Source organism: Paenibacillus agaridevorans (assembly GCF_003112455.1).
GTDB lineage: Bacteria > Bacillota > Bacilli > Paenibacillales > Paenibacillaceae > Pristimantibacillus > Pristimantibacillus agaridevorans.
The window spans coordinates 1-18300 of sequence record NZ_BDQX01000031.1; the positions used below are offsets into that span (position 1 = coordinate 1).

General features: G+C 52.0%; 15 protein-coding genes and 1 tRNA gene. 11 read left to right on the forward strand and 5 right to left on the reverse strand.

The window, feature by feature from the left end:
• The 4 genes from PAT3040_RS37900 to PAT3040_RS02070 form a co-directional block, all read left to right on the forward strand.
• Window positions 1-227 (forward strand): hypothetical protein (locus PAT3040_RS37900; RefSeq protein WP_219930221.1); only part of this gene is annotated, 227 nt, incomplete at its 5' end.
• A 26-nt stretch (window positions 228-253) separates the two neighbouring features.
• Window positions 254-1384 (forward strand): glycoside hydrolase family 88 protein, encoded by a 1131-nt coding sequence (locus PAT3040_RS02060; protein ID WP_108991357.1) that lies wholly within the window; start codon window positions 254-256, stop codon window positions 1382-1384.
• 33 nt (window positions 1385-1417) lie between these two features.
• Window positions 1418-2854, forward strand: coding sequence for a sulfatase family protein (locus tag PAT3040_RS02065; protein WP_108991358.1), 1437 nt, complete (start codon window positions 1418-1420; stop codon window positions 2852-2854).
• 33 nt (window positions 2855-2887) lie between these two features.
• Entirely contained in the window at window positions 2888-4393 is a 1506-nt protein-coding gene (locus PAT3040_RS02070) for a DUF3604 domain-containing protein (RefSeq protein ID WP_258234787.1), read from the forward strand.
• A gap of 76 nt (window positions 4394-4469) precedes the next feature.
• Here the strand turns inward: PAT3040_RS02070 and PAT3040_RS02075 are convergent.
• A tRNA-Arg gene (locus PAT3040_RS02075) sits at window positions 4470-4545 on the reverse strand.
• 62 nt (window positions 4546-4607) lie between these two features.
• The gene (locus tag PAT3040_RS02080; RefSeq protein ID WP_108991360.1) at window positions 4608-5441 is read right to left on the reverse strand and encodes a nucleotidyltransferase domain-containing protein; all 834 of its coding nucleotides are present in this window, start codon (window positions 5439-5441) and stop codon (window positions 4608-4610) included.
• Between the two features lie 317 nt (window positions 5442-5758).
• On the opposite strand from PAT3040_RS02080, the gene PAT3040_RS02085 reads away from it, so the two are divergent.
• Both PAT3040_RS02085 and PAT3040_RS02090 read left to right on the forward strand, forming a co-directional pair.
• Window positions 5759-6091, forward strand: coding sequence for a PadR family transcriptional regulator (locus PAT3040_RS02085; RefSeq protein WP_087569987.1), 333 nt, complete (start codon window positions 5759-5761; stop codon window positions 6089-6091).
• Window positions 6088-7422, forward strand: coding sequence for an FtsW/RodA/SpoVE family cell cycle protein (locus tag PAT3040_RS02090; RefSeq protein ID WP_219930222.1), 1335 nt, complete (start codon window positions 6088-6090; stop codon window positions 7420-7422). Before PAT3040_RS02085 ends, PAT3040_RS02090 begins: the two co-directional genes overlap by 4 nt.
• 7 nt (window positions 7423-7429) lie before the next feature.
• On the opposite strand, the gene PAT3040_RS02095 is transcribed toward PAT3040_RS02090, so the two are convergent.
• On the reverse strand, window positions 7430-8233 hold the full coding sequence (locus tag PAT3040_RS02095) for a DUF2935 domain-containing protein (RefSeq protein WP_108991362.1): 804 nt from the start codon (window positions 8231-8233) through the stop codon (window positions 7430-7432).
• Between the two features lie 396 nt (window positions 8234-8629).
• Here PAT3040_RS02095 and PAT3040_RS02100 point away from each other — a divergent pair, with 396 nt between their 5' ends.
• The 5 genes from PAT3040_RS02100 to PAT3040_RS02120 all read left to right on the forward strand — a co-directional run bounded on the left by PAT3040_RS02100 (window position 8630) and on the right by PAT3040_RS02120 (window position 16903).
• Window positions 8630-9589: an ABC transporter permease gene (locus PAT3040_RS02100; RefSeq protein WP_258234788.1), complete on the forward strand. Its 960-nt coding sequence runs from the start codon at window positions 8630-8632 to the stop codon at window positions 9587-9589.
• A gap of 17 nt (window positions 9590-9606) precedes the next feature.
• Window positions 9607-10512 carry a carbohydrate ABC transporter permease gene (locus PAT3040_RS02105; RefSeq protein ID WP_087569984.1) on the forward strand — a complete coding sequence of 302 codons (906 nt, stop codon included), beginning with the start codon at window positions 9607-9609 and terminating at the stop codon, window positions 10510-10512.
• 115 nt (window positions 10513-10627) lie between these two features.
• A complete protein-coding gene (locus tag PAT3040_RS02110; RefSeq protein ID WP_108991363.1) occupies window positions 10628-12349 on the forward strand; it encodes an ABC transporter substrate-binding protein in 1722 nt (573 codons plus the stop codon).
• Between the two features lie 244 nt (window positions 12350-12593).
• Window positions 12594-14879 carry a helix-turn-helix domain-containing protein gene (locus PAT3040_RS02115; RefSeq protein WP_108991364.1) on the forward strand — a complete coding sequence of 762 codons (2286 nt, stop codon included), beginning with the start codon at window positions 12594-12596 and terminating at the stop codon, window positions 14877-14879.
• Between the two features lie 29 nt (window positions 14880-14908).
• The gene (locus PAT3040_RS02120; RefSeq protein WP_108991365.1) at window positions 14909-16903 is read left to right on the forward strand and encodes an alpha-amylase family protein; all 1995 of its coding nucleotides are present in this window, start codon (window positions 14909-14911) and stop codon (window positions 16901-16903) included.
• A 75-nt stretch (window positions 16904-16978) separates the two neighbouring features.
• Here the strand turns inward: PAT3040_RS02120 and cuyB are convergent, their stop codons facing one another.
• Window positions 16979-17701, reverse strand: coding sequence for a cysteate racemase (gene cuyB, locus PAT3040_RS02125; protein WP_108991366.1), 723 nt, complete (start codon window positions 17699-17701; stop codon window positions 16979-16981).
• A 40-nt stretch (window positions 17702-17741) separates the two neighbouring features.
• The coding region (locus tag PAT3040_RS02130) for a glutamate ligase domain-containing protein (RefSeq protein ID WP_305778764.1) at window positions 17742-18300 on the reverse strand (559 nt) is incomplete at its 5' end.

The following is an 18300-nucleotide window of genomic DNA, read 5'->3' on the forward strand; positions in this document are numbered from 1 at the left end:
CTGGGGCAGCCGCTGCTCAGGCGGGCGGACGCATTAAAGTGGAGGTTCTGCATCAACGCCAATTGATGTTGACGATGTCCGACGATTCATTTGTATTGGATCCGGGGTCATTAGCGAGGCGTACCGTCTCTATTTTCCCATCGGTCATAACGGTGCCGCTGCGTTGGAATACAGGGAAAGTCGCGCCTGGAATCTATCGATTTCAAATCAGAATGCGAATCAAATAGAGAGATTACGCGAGAGGAGGGTCAGGATGTTGGACAAGCAGCAATGGGCGCAAGACGCATGGCGGCGTACAGCGGGCAAAATTAAAGCAATGAGCGAGACGATCGGAGTAGGCTTCCCCCATGCGAGTCTGGCGGGCAAGTATGATCGAACCGCGGCAAGCGCCTGGACATCGGGTTTCTGGCCGGGTCTGCTATGGCTTGCTTATAGAGAAGAAGGAGACGAGAGCTTGAGGCGGCTTGCGCAGGGATGCGAGGCGGCGCAGGATGAGGCGCTTGACGAATTTTCAAAGCTTCATCACGACGTAGGTTTCATGTGGTGTCTGAGCGCTGTAGCCAGCTACAAACTGACGGGGGACGAGCAGTCCAAGCAACGCGCCTTAAAGGCAGCGTCCATTCTGGCCGGGCGCTTTAATCCGCAAGGCAACTTTATACGGGCATGGAACAGCTATGTGTGGCGGAATGAGAAACATAACGAAGGTTGGGCGATTATTGACTGCATGATGAATATTAGCCTGTTGTTCTGGGCGACGGAAGAAACCGGAGATGCGAGGTACAGGCATATTGCGATGCGCCATGCCGATACGGTGCTGAGCCAGTTTATCCGACCGGATGGTTCCGTTTTTCATATCGTTTGTTTTAATGCGGAGACCGGCGAACGCGAGTCGGCATTAGGCGGCCAGGGCTATTCGCCGGACTCGGCCTGGGCCAGAGGCGTATCCTGGGCGATATACGGGATGGCGATTTGTTATCGTTATACGGGCCAAGAGCGGTATTTGCGGGCGAGCCAGCAGACCGCGCATTATTTTATGGCCAATCTGCCCGAAGATGGTATTCCCTATTGGGATTTCAGACTTCCCGATTACGCAGATGCTCCTCGCGATGCGTCGGCCGCGGCGATTGCCGCCAGCGGCATGCTGCTCCTTGCGCGGCAATTGCCGGCGGATCAAGGCGGGATGTATGAACGATGCGCGCTGCGATTGTTGCAAGCTATTGATACGCAGTGCGCCGCCTATGGAGCGGAGGATGAAGCCATTGTGAGGCATGCGACAGGCAACTTCCCAACCGGGAAAAATATCGACACGCCGCTCATCTATGGCGATTATTTTTATGCGGAGGCTTTGACCGGATTGCTCGGCAACCGTCAACTATTTTGGTAGAGCTCTCTATGGGGGAGCGAGGGAGGAATTACGATGAGAATTGTTTATTTGGATATCGATTCGCTGCGTCCCGACCATATGGGCTGCTACGGGTACAACCGAAATACAACACCCTACTTGGATCAAATAGCGGCAGAAGGCGTTCGCTTCGATCAGGTATATACAGCCGCTTCTCCCTGTGCGCCTTCGAGAGCCAGCTTCATGTCGGGTCGCTTCGGCATTAATCACGGGGTGCTGACCCACTGGGGGGCAGGCTGTCATTACGAATATCCGCAAGGCGACGGGCACAGCAAGGAATATCCGTTCCTGCCGCGTCTACTTCGGGAGGCGGACTACCGCACGATTACCTTTTCTTCTTTCGGCGATCGGCACCATGCCTGGTGGTACTTCGCGGGTTGGAATGAAATTCATACGCACACGCTGAAAGGCGGCAACGAAGACGCCCATGAGGTGAACGCTGCGGTGCTGCCTTGGGTGAAGGCGCATGGCGCCGAGGACAACTACTTCCTGCATATTCAGTATTGGGATGCGCATTCCAGGTACACCTATCCTGAGCAATATGCGGAGCAATTTGCCAATGAGCCCGCACCCGTCTTTCCGACGGAGGAAGATATTAAGCGCCATCGTCAGGATACGCATCCCCGTTCGGCGACTTTCCTGCATTGGAGCGATGATTACAGCAAAATTCCGAAGCGGACGATGCCGCTGGAGATTGCGGGCCGTCAGGACTACGAGAAGCTGATTAACGGCTATGACGGCGGTATTTCCTATTTGGACGAGCATATCGGTCAGTTAATGGACGCTTTTCGCGAGCTGGGCGTGCTGGATGATGTCTGTTTTATTGTCAGCGCGGATCATGCGGAGTCGTTCGGCGAGCAGGGCGTTTATTTGGAACATGGCATGGCAACGGAGGCCGTTCATCATATTCCGTTAATTATGAAATTCCCGGGATTGAGCAAAACGGGACATGTGGATAAAGGGCTTCATTATAACGTTGATGTTGTGGCCACTATAGCCGATTTGGCGGGGCTGCCGAAGCCGGCAGGCTGGGACGGCCGATCGCTCCTGCCGGCGCTGACGGGCGGTCAGGCGGAGAAGCGTGAATTCCTCGTGCTGGAGCATGGTCTTTATGCTTGCCAAAGGGCGGTAAGGACAAAAGAGTGGCATTATATCCGCACTTATCATGGAGGTTTTTATCAGTTGGAGCCGGACATTTTATACGATTTGGAGAGAGATCCTTACCAGCGCAATAATGTCGCCAGCGAGCATCCCGATGTCGTGCGGGAGCTTGGCGCGCAGCTTGAAGGGTGGATTGCGGAACAAATGGCGGGCAATCTCATGAAGGACGATCCCATGATGGAGATTATAGAGGACGGAGGTCCGTTCCGGTATTTAAAGCCGCACGATTGGGCGGGAAGATTGGAGCGGGCGGGACGCAAGGAAGAAGCTGCCGCTGTTCTCGGGCGCTAAGAGCTGCACCACTTCATTTTGATAAAGAGGAGAATGAATATGCAAACGTATTGGGGAGATATACACAATCATTGCGGAATCAGTTACGGTTTTGGCAGCTTGGAGAATGCGTTGAAGGCGGCGAAGGGACAGCTCGACTTTTGTGCGATTATCGGACATGCTTCCTGGTATGATATGCCCGAGCGCCGCGCTCCGCTTGAGTTTCTCGTAGATTTCCATACGAATGGTTTTGCGAAGCTGGAGGGGCATTGGGATCAGGTCAGAGAAGTCGTTAAGCAATTCAACCAAGATCACGAATTTGTTACTTTCCAGGGTTATGAGGCTCATTCCAGCGAATTTGGCGATCATCATTATGTATCGCCCGACGATGATTTGCCGCTTGTCAAAGGCAAGTCGCCGGCGGATATTATCGAGCAGCTGAAGCCGCGCCGCGTCATCGCTGTTCCGCATCATGTCGGGTACACGCCGGGCTATCGCGGCGGCAACTGGGAATCGTTTAATACCGCTATTAGTCCTATCGTAGAGGTTGTATCCAAACATGGCTGCGGCATGTCAGTAAACAGCCCGTTTCCTTATTATCATGATATGGGGCCTCGCGATTCCAAAAGCACCGTATACGCGGCGATTGCCCGCAAGCACCGAATGGGTTTTGTCGGCTCGACGGATCATCATGCCGGATATCCCGGCTCTTACGGCGATGGCCGTATGGCTGTAGTGGCCGCGGAGAAAACGAGAGAAGGGATTTGGGAGGCGATTCAAGCCCGCCGCACTTATGCCGTCAGCGGAGATAAAATCGATTGCCGGTTTACGCTCAACGGCGCTCATATGGGCAGCGAGATTGCGGTGGGGACGGGGGAAAGAGATATTCGGCTTGATCTGACAGCATGCGATCGGATCGATAAAATCGTTATTTTCAAAAACCTGCGCCCGTGGAAAGTTGTAACCGGCTGGGATATGCTGAACCACCCTTCCGTTAGCGGCTCGACGTATAAAGTAAAAGTAGAGATGGGCTGGGGAGATAATAAAGCGGGCTACCTGTGGAATGCGGATGTAAAGGTAAGCGGCGGCAGCCTGCGCTCTGTCGAAACCTGCTTCCGCGGCAGAAGCGTGCTTGCTCCGACTCCGGAGCTGAAGGATGATCCCGAATTGAACGCGCTTGGCAATGCCGTTCATAGTCAGTCCGATTCTCATGTGAGTTGGTCTTGTCTAACGGTTAAGAACCCGACAACGCTCCATCCGCATACAGGCGGCGTTATTCTGGAAATCGACGGCGATTTGAACACTCGGCTTGAGCTGGAGGCTAACGGCATTTCCATCGCGACCACGATTCAAGAGCTGTTAAGCGGCAATATTACGCGCCACAAGCATAGCTTTAATTCGGAAGCGGTTGTCATTCATCCCGCCATCCCTGTAGCCCAATATGCGTTTAGCGGCAGCTTCACGGATTCCGAGCAGGAAGAGGAGTGCGACGTTTATCATGTCGAAGTTCAACAAGAGAACGGACAATGCGCCTGGATTTCGCCGATTTATGTTGTTTAAGCCTTCGCGGTCCAATAATAAAGCCAGAGCTGATTGTATCAGTCTCTGGCTTGTCTGCTGTGGTTATGGATAAAACTGGCGGCCCCGAGATGAATCGAACATCCGACACCACGTTTAGGAAACGTGTGCTCTATCCGCTGAGCTACGGGGCCACAGCAAGTAACATTATAACACCGGAGCCTTTGGTGGCGCAACTTAGAACTGTGCAAGAGGTTTAGTTTTGTTTTTGAAAAGATGCGTTGCTCTCTGTATGTATCAGTCGCAGAAGCTCGACTAGGTCATGAAGCCGTTTCAACTGCGAGGCATACTGTCTTGCATCCTCCCGACGCTTGATCGCGATTGCCTCGCGGATAAGCCCATGCCAACGTTCGGGCAATTGCGTAAGACCATACTCACCGGCAGCGATCTTGCCCGTCACGTCATGCTCCCGGATGGTGTAAAATTGCCGCAACATGCCAAGCGTGCACCATTCTACTGCAAAATCCAATTGTTCCACTGGCACGGTATGCTCGTTCATATCAGACGAATGCAGGTTTTGTTCCAATCGGGCAATCCATGCGGCCCAATAGGAATTCATATTTTCAATCACGTATTGGATAAGAGCTTCGGATGATATTTCAAAATCGAAGGATAAACGCTGACCATGCACACAGATGCCGTGTCTTTGAAGGATCCACCATGTGATCGGATTTAAATCCCCGTCTCCATCCGATTGCATTTTTTTATCGAAATAGGTGGGAACGGGCGGGAGTTCTCCGACAGACTTTCCAGCATCCTCTTGTCGGATGTAGGCTCCCATTATATCTAATCCGAAAAGAGTCGGTTCAACCTCCTTGTGCGCATCCTCAATTAATCGAATGTCGGATGGCGTTAGCGATCGATTAACGAATACGAGAAAATCTATATCGCTTGAGTCCTCAATAAAAGCATTTAAAGCAGTCGAGCCATAAACATAAACAGATACTATGGTATCCGGTATGCGATTTTGGAGCGATTCGTATAAATTTCGCATAGACCTCTCAACAACTTCTGGTAATATTCCAGCCATTTCGATATCTCGCCTCCTTAATCTGCCCTATGATCCAAAGTATTGAACTTACCCTTCTTATGATAAATGCAATATATGATTCAAAAAAGAGAAAACATCTTTAATCCTTTTTCTAGTTTTTTATAGTTGTTTTTATCTGACGATCTTTGCTCTTATGATAAACAGAGCTAAGGGCCAATGAGAAAGAGTCACAACAATGGAAATTATAATAAAATGAGCGAGGTTGAAAAAAAATCCGTTATCCGATATATTTATACCTAGATATCCGATGTATTGAACTGAGCATTAACAGGAGAGGAATGAAAGGGGGAGGCTCTATGGCTATCAATAAGGAATTAATGAAGGGCAGCACGGTTATTCTTATTCTGACGCTGCTGGATCGGAAGGATATGTACGGCTACGAGATGACGAAGGAGATCGAGAGAAGCTCGGCCGGCGTCTTCACGTTTAAGGAAGGCACGTTGTATCCCATCCTCCATACTCTGGAAGCGGAGCGACAGGTAGAGGCGTACTGGAGCGAGGAAGGCGGTCGCAAACGGAAGTATTACCGCATAACGGACGAAGGGCGATCGCAGCTTAAGGAGAAACGTGCGGAATGGACGCTCTTCCGAACGTCGGTCGACCGGGTGATCGGGGAGGGAGGCGTATGACGATGGCCAGGTCCATCTTAACGAATCCTGCCGTCGCCGCCTACCTGGATACCGTCTGCTCGCAAGTGAAGGCTAAGGCCGTGCACGAGGACATCCGACTGGAGATTGCGGGGCATTTGGAGGAGCTCGTGAGCGAGAAGCTTGAGAGTGGACTTAAGACAGAGGAAGCCGTTGCTGAAGCATTAATAGCGATGGGGAACCCCGTAGAAATTGGAAAAGGTCTGCATGCCGCCCATAGACCTAGCACGGATTGGAATCTCATTGGTCTGATAGCGGTAATGGTCGTGCTTGCGGTCGTTTCCTTGGTAGCTGTTCATACCTATGACGAACGTTTATACAGATTAGGACCCGTCTTCTTCTATGGCGCTATCGGAATAACTGCAATGGTAGTTATGATGTTTGTTAATTATCGCCGATTGCTCCGTTTATCCTGGCCGCTTTATTGGGGAACGGTACTTATAATGGTGCTGACTCTATTCTACGGTGCAGAGATTAATGGCTCGACTCAATGGATACTAATAGGGAATATCGGCTTCAACGTCTTCCATGCTTCTCCATACTTGCTCCTAATCGCGATTGCTGGAGTTCTGCATCTGGAGAAGGAAAGAGAGGCTCCAAATGAAGGGATTGTCCGAATAACGATATTGCTTCGGAATGTTATCGTGTATGCCATGATTCCCATATCGTTGTACCTTCTAACATCCTCCATGGCGCAAATGCTCATCTATGTGCTTAGCTTATCCATATTGCTGCTTCTTAGCGGATGTTGGAGGCTGATACTGGCAACGGGTGTTACCGGGACGGGTCTATTCACGATATGGCAAATGCTTAACCCCGACTTCTATGATGTTCTATGGGGAAGGATCAATGCTTATATACAAAAACATCCTGATGCGGTCTACCAGAGTGTAAAGTCCTTGGAGGCCATCCGGTCCGGGGGGCTATGGGGGCAAGGGCTGGACAAGGAGGTTGTTATTCCTTACGCCACATCCGATATGTTGTTTTCTTATTTGGTTTACAGTTTCGGATGGGTATTCGGCGCGGTCATCATCGTTTCCAGTCTGCTGATGGCGATTAGGCTGTTTAGGATTGGCAAGACGCTTCGCGACGATTATGCGAATAAGCTGGTCATCGCCGTAATGGCTGTTTTGATGGTTCGGATGTTCTGGAACATTCTCATGTGTTTAGGCTGGGTTCCGGTGATAGGGATGGAGCTGCCTCTTATTCTTTGGCATTCCGGCACTATTGTGGAATTCGCGGCGCTTGGCTTAGTACTCGGCGCATACAGAAGAAAAGACATGGTGAGCAACTCCGCCCCTTGCGTGCCTTGAATGCTGCTTACCCGGTCGCTTCTTCCCGCGGCTTCGCAGGGTCGCAGTCGGGGGCGGCAATCTGTCCGCTCTCTGATAGTTTGAGCAAGTAATAACATTCTTCGCGGTACATATGATGCGGCATGAGGGGGTCGATGCGGCTAAGCAGCTCTTCGCTTAGCTCCAGCTCCTCGATTTCCTTCAGGAAAGTCATGAACACCTTCATCTCAAGATCGACGTCGGCATGAAACCTCTTGAGCGCCGGATACTGCTCCCTAAGCGTGCGGAAGTAACCGACCAATTCGATAGCTTTCAGATAATAGTCGTTAAAATGTTTTTCGAACTTCTGGCTTCTCTCGATCAGCCGTTTCTCCACGCCATCGAGGTCGGCTGCGATCGCTCCTGCGTGTCCGGCTGCGTCGGGCAGCCATAACAGATCATGATGCAGCGACGGGAATACGGGGACACCCTTGCCTTCCCGCAACGAGATCAGTATTCGCAGATACTCCTCCAGCTCGTTGACCATGTGATTGATGAAGGTGGGGGACAGAGCGATACTGACTTGGCCGAGCAGCAACCGGTCCAGCAGATCCAGCTTAAACGTCCGAAGCTCTGTAGTTGCCTCTAGCGCGTGGTTGGTAAAATCCTCGGAAGCATCCGAGGCCATGGCATCTCGCGCTTGCTTCAATAACTGATCGAACACGAATATGAACTGCGACGCCTTTCGAATATCTTGAAGCTCCTTGGGGGACAACGCATTATAGATAAACCTTGAGTGATCGCCCAATATTTGCAGCCAAAACGTATGCTCGAACCTGGCTTTCTCATCCATAGAATCAGTGCCCTCCATACCGTTATCGTATATTCCAAGCTTATGGGAGGAAGGGCTTGAACTATGCAATGGATTGTTATTCAAATTTGCCGATAGCCCATAAAAACCCTCTACTTGAGGGTTTTTATTCGTCTGTACGCTAAAAATGGGATGCCTTTTTAAAAATCGTCCGTCCGCTGCTAGCGCCTTATATGCTCAGTTTCCTGAGAAATGCCCAAGCAAATCAAGTTTTGGCCGTATTCTTCTACCACACCGGATGATACCTTGTGGATAGGCACCGGGCATATCTGAAAACGGGAAAGGAGGCGCCATCACGATTTGACCGTCACATGGGAGCGAGCGCCGCTCGAAGATTGACGAACGACCGAAACGATAATTGAATGGGGGGAAACTGTATTGAAGGCCGATATATTCGTTCAGACCGAACTGGGCCGGGGGTCCCGAACCGGAGTCAACCGTACGTTCCGGAAAATGCTGTCTCACTGGCAGCTTTACTTGATCCTGCTCCCTCCGCTGTTGTATGTGATCATCTTCCACTATATTCCGATGTACGGCATACAGCTTGCTTTCAAACAATTCCAGGCGACGAGCGGGATTACCGGCAGTCCGTGGGTCGGAATGAAACATTTTGAACAGTTCTTCAGTTCGCCTTCCAGCTGGAGAATCATCCGAAATACGATCGGCATCAGCCTGTATTCGATCGCGGCGGGATTTGCGTTTCCAATCATGCTTGCCATCGCGTTGAACGAAGTGCGGGCGAGATTTTTCAAGAAAACGGTGCAGATGATCACTTATGCGCCCTATTTTATTTCGACGGTGGTGCTCGTCGGCATGCTGATGCAGGTTCTCGATCCGCGGGCCGGCATAATCAATCAGGTTATCACGCTATTCGGCGGAGATCCGGTCAACCTGATGGGCAAGGCGGAATACTTCAAATCCATCTACGTGTGGACCACGATCTGGCAAGGAACCGGTTATTCGGCCGTTATTTATTTGGCCGCTTTGTCGGGCGTGAGCAAGGATCTGCAGGAAGCCTGCGTCATCGACGGGGCGTCCAAACTCCGGCGGATCTGGCACGTCGATTTGCCTTCCATCCGTCCGACCATCGTGATTCTGCTGGTTCTAAGCTTCGGGAGCGTGATGAACGTCGGCTTCGAGATGATTTTTCTCATGCAGAACAGCTTAAATCTGGCCACATCCGAAATCATTTCGACTTATGTGTACAAGGTTGGTTTGATCAATGCGAATTTCAGCTTCTCCACGGCAATCGGTTTATTTAATTCCGTTATCAATCTGTTCCTCCTGGTGTCGGCGAACTACTTGGCCCGGAAGTTCACCGATAACAGCCTGTGGTGAGAAAAGGAGGGGATACGATGACGATATATCCGAATCGGCTGATTAAGGAATCGCCCGGGGACCGGGTATTCAATGTGGCAACGCATCTGTACCTGTGGATCATTTTTGTTCTGGTCGCCTATCCGTTGATTTACGTGGTAAGCGCTTCCTTTAGCGCGCCGAGCGCGGTGATCTCGGGTAAGGTTTGGCTCTGGCCCGTGGAGCCGACATTGAACGGTTACGAGGCCGTATTTAAGAACAAGCAGCTGGTCAGCGGCTTTGCCAACTCGATCTTCTACATGGTGGCCGGCACGCTGATCAATCTGGTGATGACCGTTATGGCAGCGTTTCCCTTATCCAGGAAGGAGCTTTCCGGCCGAAACCTCTTTATGGCGATCTTCGTGTTCACGATGCTCTTCTCCGGGGGGCTCATTCCGAACTTTTTACTGGTCAGGGACCTCGGCATGCTCGATACGAGGTGGGCGATGCTTCTGCCGGTGGCCTTGTCGGTGTGGAACGTGATTATCACCAGAACCTATTTTCAGGCCACTATTCCGGATGAGCTATACGAGGCGGCATCGATGGACGGCTGCAACGATTTTCGCTTCCTTCTCCGTATGGCGCTCCCGCTATCTGCGCCGATCTTGGCCGTCATAGCGCTGTATTACGGGGTCGGGCACTGGAACAGTTATTTCAACGCGCTGATCTATCTGAAATCGCCGGATCTTCAGCCGCTTCAAATTATTTTGCGCAACATCCTGGTTCTGAATCAGTTGGACCCGACGATGATGCAGGATTTCGAGGCGTTGCAGCGCAAGCAGGGCCTGGTTGACATCGTCAAGTATGCCGTCATCGTCGTTGCGAGCGTGCCGGTGCTGCTCATTTACCCGTTCGTGCAGAAGTACTTCGTGCGGGGGATCATGATCGGCGCCATCAAAGGCTAATGGCAAGCAAGTGCGGGAAGCGAACGAGGATGCGAGGGTTGCAAATCTGTTAGACTTAGCTGCATGCTAAGGGTAGGAAGGATCATCGAACGGAAAAAGAAACGGGAGGCATACCATGAAAAAAATGGTCAAAACTTTAATCTTCAGTCTTTTCTGTCTGTCACTTATTCTTGCAGGATGTACAAATAGTAAGGGGAACGGCGACCAGGCGGGCAGCCCGAACGCCTCGAACGGCGGAAACGCGGGCAATGCCGGAGAAAATGCGGTTTCCGAACCGGGCAGTTACCCGATCGTCAAAGATAAAATCACATTGCGGGTCATGGCTGCACAGATTCCTCAGGTGATCGATTTCAATACAAACGAGTTTACGAAATGGTATGAAGAGAGAACGAACATTCATGTCGAATGGGAAATCGTCCCTCCGGGCAACGTCAAAGAAAAGCTGAATCTCGTTCTGGCGAGCGGCGATTATCCGGACATCTTTCTCGGACTGGGCGTCGACGATGTCATTGAGGCCCAATATGGCGTGGGTCAGCAGGTTTTCCGGCCGCTTGACGACTTGATAGAGCAGAATATGGCTGCTTTCAAGGAGGTTCTGCAAAAGCATCCGGCCGTTAAGGGTAGAATTACCGCCACGGATGGCAATATTTATTCGCTGCCTACCTGGAATGATTGCTTCCACTGCGGCTTTGCCCAAAAAATGTGGATCAATCAAGAGTGGCTCGATAATCTGGGACTTCAGATGCCTACGACAACGGACGAATTTTATCAGGTGCTGAAGGCATTTAAGGAAAAGGATCCGAACGGCAACGGCAAAGCCGACGAAATTCCGCTGGCCGGCGCGACCGACGGCTGGTACACGACGATCGAAGGATTTCTAATGAGTTCGTTTATCCTCCATCCGGGGATGTACAATCCGCTGAAGATGATCGTACAAGACGGAAAGGTCATGTCGATCGTCAATACGCCTGAATATAAAGAGGGACTCGCATACCTGAATAAGCTTTACGCCGAGGGGCTGATCTATCAGCCTTCGTTCACTCAGAAGATCGACCAGCTGAAGTCGATCGCCGCCAACGAGGATAGCGTGATCCTCGGCGCCTTCCCGACCGGGGCAAGCGTAGGCGTGATCGATTCTGCCACTAATCAGGAACGATACAAGCAATATGTTACTGTACCTCCGCTTAAAGGGCCGGACGGAACGAGACAGGCTGCATTCTTCCAGTTCGACGCGGCGCAAGGCGGCGATTTGCTCATCTCTTCCAGCTCCAAATATCCGGAAGCGGCCATTCGCTGGGCGGACGGCTTATATGAATTCGAGACGCAATACCGTATGATCAGCGGGCCGAAGGATATCGGTTGGACAACCCCTGATCCGGGTGCAGTGGGGCTGAACGGGAAACCGGCGTTGTTAAAACGTTTGAAGCCTTATACCAATGAACCGCAAAATGACGGCTGGATGCATGCGGGAGTCGAATATGCGCCGGCCGAGTGGCGACTGGGCGAACAGATTGAGCCCAATGCGGATCTTTTCTCGCCGGAAGGTCTCGAAAGGTTGCTTTATGAGGAGACAGCAAAAAATTATCAACCCTATGCACCGGAAAATACGACGGTCATGCCGCCGGTCAAACTGCTTGCGGAAGAAAACGACGAGCTTCAAACGATCCGGATCGAACTGGAAAACTATATCAACGAATCGAGCGTTCGCTTTATTACCGGCGATTTGAAGCCTGAGGCGGACTGGGACAGCTACGTGCAGAGTCTGGATAATATCGGACTCAAACGATTTGTCGAGATCAATCAAAAGGCTTACGATCGACAGTACGCGGGCAATTAAGCCATCCGAGGCGATAAGACCGTCATAACTTCGTTATGGCGGCCTTACGCCCGTCTGCAAGATAGAAATGCCTAAAAGCATGTGCTATACTTCTTTGACCACAATAGAATTTATAAGTTTCCGAGCATTCGGAAACTGAAATTCTATTTGGCGATAAAACCCACCACTAAACGCGGTCGCTCATCACTGAGAGGCATCGATAGAGGTTTTCTCATAACGCTTTCGCAAGTGCAGGGGGGATTCGATGTCGTTTCTAAAGAAAAGACGCAGGCATGCCACTTTGACCAAACTGATCCTTTCCTATTTGCTTGTACTCGTGATTCCGTTGCTGATCGGAAGCTATGTTTATAAGGAGACCGTCCAACTTGCGCGGGAGGAGGCGCTCCGTTCCAATCAATCCCTTCTGGAGCAAACGCGGGCGATCGTGGACGAGCGGCTGAACGAGCTGGGCGCCATCTCCAAGTATATCGCGATGGACCGCAAAATCATCTCCCTCATGAACGTCGAGCGAATCGCGGAAGGTTCAAACGATTACTACAAGGTCTGGGACATCCTGAGCACGAATCCCAAGTACAATTTAACAAACAAATTTATTGTCGATTATTTCGTTTTCTTCAAAGATAACGGGCTTGTGCTTTCGTCGGATCGGTCCTATATCAGTCCGGAAGAGTTCGAGAAGAGCCTGTACCGGAATCAAGGCATCAGTCACCCTGACTGGGACCGCGTCCTGTGGGAGAACCGTCACCAGAGCCGATACGTCTCCGGCGGGCAGGTTACGATCGATGGCATGAGCCATCGCGTCATTTATTATCTGCAGTCGATTCCGTGGGAGTACAGCAGCAATCCCAAGGGGGCGTTGATGATTCTGATCGATGAATCCGCCATTCAGAACCTGCTGTCCAAGATCAACCTCGGAAGCAGCGGGATGATATTCGTCGAGAATCAGGATGGGGGCATCATTACGCAGTTGAAGGGAGACCAGACGGTCATCCACCCGTCCGGCATTGCGGCGGGCAGCCTTCAGGCCGGAACCTACGAATCGCCTTCCGGAGAGGAGTTTATCGTGTCCCGCTCGTTGTCGACCGTCAGCGGCTGGAAATACGTTTCCGTCGTTCCGTCGAGACTGGTGATGTCCAAGGTGGACTATATTCGCAACGTTACCTTTGCCGTACTGCTGATCACTCTTACGCTCGGCGTCGTCACGGCATGCATGCTGGCCTATAGGAACTACAAGCCGGTCAAACATCTGGTCGGCAGAATCAAGGAGCTTTTCGGAACGGACAACGACAGAAGCATGAGCGAGTATGATTATCTGGACAGCAGGATCTCGGAATTGTACCGCAACAATCGGAGCATGCGCGACCAGATGCTTCGAACGACATTTTTCGAGCGGCTGCTGAACGGCGGTTTTGACGATCACGGCGAAGATTCGTTTCCGGTTCATGTAGAAGGCGAACGCTTCGGCGTCATGCTGGCGCGGATTGTGCCGGGCAAGGATAAGTCGGACAGCCGGACGGCGGAACAAATGAACAAACTGATGCTCCTCGTAAAGGATGAGCTGTATACCGAAGCCAATATTCCCTATTATAAGGATGACCTGAACGATAACCGAATCGTGATCGTCGTGGCCTTCGAAGAGGGCGATCCGACGTCGATGAAGAAGATCGTCGAACGTTTTGAAGAGAAAGTCCGGAACAAGCTGCCCGCCGACATTCACTTCTCCGCCGGAGCGGTGTACCCGGGATTGCAGAATGTAAGCATTTCGTTCGATGAGGCCAAGCAGGCGCTCGAATACGCCCGCTATGCGAAGAACGCAAAAGCCTATATGCCTTTTAGCGAAGTGCCGAACGAGAACCAGAAATGCTACTACCCTATCGAAATGGAACTGAAGCTCATCAGCAACGTCAAGAGCGGCGACGAAGCGGAAGTTCGTAAAATCATCCGCAAAATCAGCGAGGAAAACTTCGTGAACCGAAAGTTGACGCCCGGGATGATCGAGCAGCTCATCCATGCGCTTAAGGGAACCGTAGTCCGGAGTCTCGGTCCAAATGAAATGGAACCGCAGATCGCCCGATTGCTGGAGAAAGTTCATCGGTTGGATCGGATCGAGGACATTTTCGAAGCTATTCTGGAGTCCCATTTGTTATTATGCAACGCGCTGACCGAACAGAAGAATCAGGATAAAGCAAAGTTGAGGGAGCAGCTCGCCGCGTTTGTCGAGCGATCCTACATGCGGGAGGATTTTGTTCTGAATGAGCTTGCGTCCCGCTTTCATTTTTCCGAGACGCATATGTACCAGCTGTTCAAGGAGCTGATGAACGCCACATTCTCCGATTATCTTGAAAACACGCGGATTCGGCGCGCCTGCGAGTTGCTGAACGGGGAGGAATCTACGATCCGGGACGTAGCCAAGGCTGTCGGATACAGCAGCGATCAAACGTTCCGGCGAGCATTCAAGCGAGTAATGGGAGTTGCTCCCACGGATTATATAAAAGCCACTAGAGTGTTTGATGGGACATCAACATCATGAACGATTCTTGGAGGGAGTAGGTCTGACGAATGAATAAGTTGGCTTCCAGGCAAGTACATTTGGATTTTCATACTTCCGAGTTTATATCGGGAGTCGGCGCAAAATTCGATGCAACGCAATTCCAGGATGCGCTGAGAGCGGGGCATGTAAACTCCATAACGATTTTCGCCAAATGCCATCACAGCTGGAGTTATTATCCGACCAAAGCGGGGCGGATGCATCCGACGCTCGATTTCGACCTGACCGGAGCGATGATGAACGCCGCGCATGAAATCGGCGTCAAGGCGCCGGTCTATCTTACGGTCGGCTGGTCGGCGGGGGATGCGGCCGATTTACCGGAATGCGTAGCGCGGCAGCAGGACGGCCGGATTCAGATGATCGGCGGAGAGCCGGATGCGTCGCCTTCCGATAAGCGGCCGATCGTCTCTTGGAAGTTCATGTGCCCGAGCGGCAACTATGCCGACTTGATTTACGCGCAAACCCGCGAAGTGTGCGAACGTTATCCGGAGCTGGACGGTCTTTTTTACGATATTTGCTTCCAACCTCTAGGTTGTTGGTGTGCAAATTGTCTTGCCGGCATGGAGGAACAGGGGCTGAACCCGGCTGTTGAACAAGATGCGCGCAGCTATCATACCCTCAAATGGATGCGTTTCACATCGACCTGCACAGCCATTTTGAGAGAGTTTCACCCGGATGCGTCCATTTTCTTTAACGGCGGCGCGGAGTTGAATCACAAGGAATGGCACGGCGTCCACACTCATATCGAGATGGAAGACTTGCCGACGACGTGGGGCGGATACGACAAGATGCCCGTGCGGGCTAAATATTTTGCCGCCCTTGGGCGTCAATATCTTGGAATGACCGGAAAATTTCACACGATGTGGGGCGAGTTCGGTGGGTTTAAGAGCCCGGAAGCGCTTCGCTACGAGATTGCTTCGATGATGATGTACGGCGCCCGCTGCAGCATAGGCGATCAGATGCATCCGAGCGGTCTTATGGATATGGAAACGTATCGCACGATCGGCGAAGCTTACCGCTATGCGGAACAGATCGAGGAATGGTGCTTCGAGGTCGAGGAGACGGCCACGCTGGGCGTGGTTTTATCTAACCAATCGGAAGCGGATGAAGGTCTGACCAAAATGCTGCTCGAATGCCAACTCGACTTCGACATCGCGGACCCGGAACAGGGATTGGATCGATTCGAGACGCTGATCCTGCCGGATTCCGTCGCGTTAAGCGAGGAGTCGGCCTTGCAAATTCAAAGCTATGTCGACCGGGGCGGAAGTTTGCTTCTCACGGGTGCCAGCGGCTTGAATCCGGGAAAAACCCATTTTCAGATCGATGTCGGCGCCGCCTATCAAGGGCCCTCCTTATACGAGAACGACTATGTGCTTGCAGGTGAACAATTAAAAGCCGGCATCGTATCGAGTCCGTTTTTGTTCTATGAGGGCGCGGAGCAGGTTAGCGTCAAAGATGCGGAGGTTCTGGCCACGATCCACGAACCGTACTTCAACAGGACGTACGGACATTATTGCTCGCATCAGAATACGCCCTATCGTTTGGAACCGGCCGATTACCCGGCCGCCATCCGCAAAGGCAACATCATTTACGTGGCTCATCCGATCTGCACGATGTACTTCCGACATGGTGCCAAATATCATCGCGACTATCTGATGAACGCCTTGAATCTTGTTTACCGCAAGCCTGTCATGAAAGTAAACTTGCCCAGTTGCGGTCGGGCCCGATTCGTCTATCAGCCTTCCCGGAAGCGATATATTCTGCATCTGACGTATGCCGCGCCGATTCAACGCGGCAGGACGAGCGTGATCGAGGACATGCCGCCGATTTACGACGTCGCCGTCGAGCTGACGGTCAAATCACGCGTGCAACGTGCGACATTAATTCTCCAAGGCGAATCCATCCCGTTTGTGCAGTCCGGCGACACCGTGAAGCTGACAATTCCCAAAGTTCACGGACATCAAATGGTCATTTTAGACGTGCAGGATATTCAGTTTGAAGCCTAAGTGCTTTTAGCGCTTGCGCAACGAAGGGCCGCAATAAACGTTTTCGGCGAGAAAAAACTCCGACGTCTCAAGAGCTCAAGAGACGCCGGAGTTTTTTACTTGTTTGCCCGATAACAGGATCGACTTTTCCACCAGCACTTGCATGGCATCGACGCTGACCTCGGCCGCATGGCGGCTAAGCTTGATGCATGATAACTCGGTACAGGCGAGGATGACGCAATGGCAGCCATGCGCGGTGACCAACTCGTCGATGAGCTCCTCCAGTTCTTCGGGCGAGAAGTCCATGTTGCTCTTTACATTTTCGTAGATGATCTTCATGCTCTTCTGCTGAATGCGTTCGTCATGCTCGTACAAATTCATGCCGTATTGCTCGCACACCTTGGCGTAGATCCCGCTGCGGATCGTACCGTTCGTGGCGAGAATGCCAATGCGGCTGCCGGCGCCGAACCGGTCGTGGATGAGCTTGATCGTCTCTTCCACCATATGAATGATGGGGATGCTCGTCATGGCCTGCATTTTGTCGTAGAAATAATGGGATGTATTGCAAGGTATCGCGATATGGGATACGCCAGCCAGCTCCAGCAGCCTCAGATCCTTCGTTATGGCTTCCAGGAACTGCTCGTCCTTGCCTTCGAGGATGATGGCAGTGCGATCCGGAGCGGTAGCGTGGTTTAAGATAATCATGTCGAGATGCTCCTGATCGCGATCGGCGGCCGTGTTCTCGATCACCTTGTCGAAGAAAACGGCAGTGGCCTTGGGTCCCATCCCTCCGATTACGCCTAAGCTTTTCTGTTCCATATGTGTGATAACCTGCTCTTCCTCCGTAATAGTGCCATTGTTAAGCCCGGCTGCTCATGATCTCTCCAACGATCTCCGCTTCGTTGAACGGAATCTCGGTCTTGCCTATCACTTGCGTCGTCTCGTGGCCCTTGCCGGCAATAAGAATGACGTCGCCTTTCCGGCTCATGGCGATCGCGTATTCGATCGCTTCGCGGCGGTCGACGATGCCCCGATACTCGCCGCCTGCCGAAGCGACAGCTTCGGATACTTCAGCGATAATGGCATCGGGATCCTGATTTTTCGGATTGTCCGAAGTGACAACGCAGAAGTCCGCATATTGCGCCGCCACCTTGCCCATGGCCTCGCGCTTGCCGCTGCCATCCTTGCCGGGCGCGGCGTAGACGCCGAATACGAGAATCAGCCGTCCATCGGTAAAGGGTCGCAACGTCGTCAGCGCCTTCTCGAGACTATCCTCCGTATGAGCGAAATCGATCACGACCTTGATATCATCGTCCTGATAAGCCACCTCAAGCCGTCCCTTGATACGCTGCACGGCTCGAATACCCGCCGCAATCTGCCCCAGCCCGATGCCCTGGCAATAAGCGGCGGCCACAGCC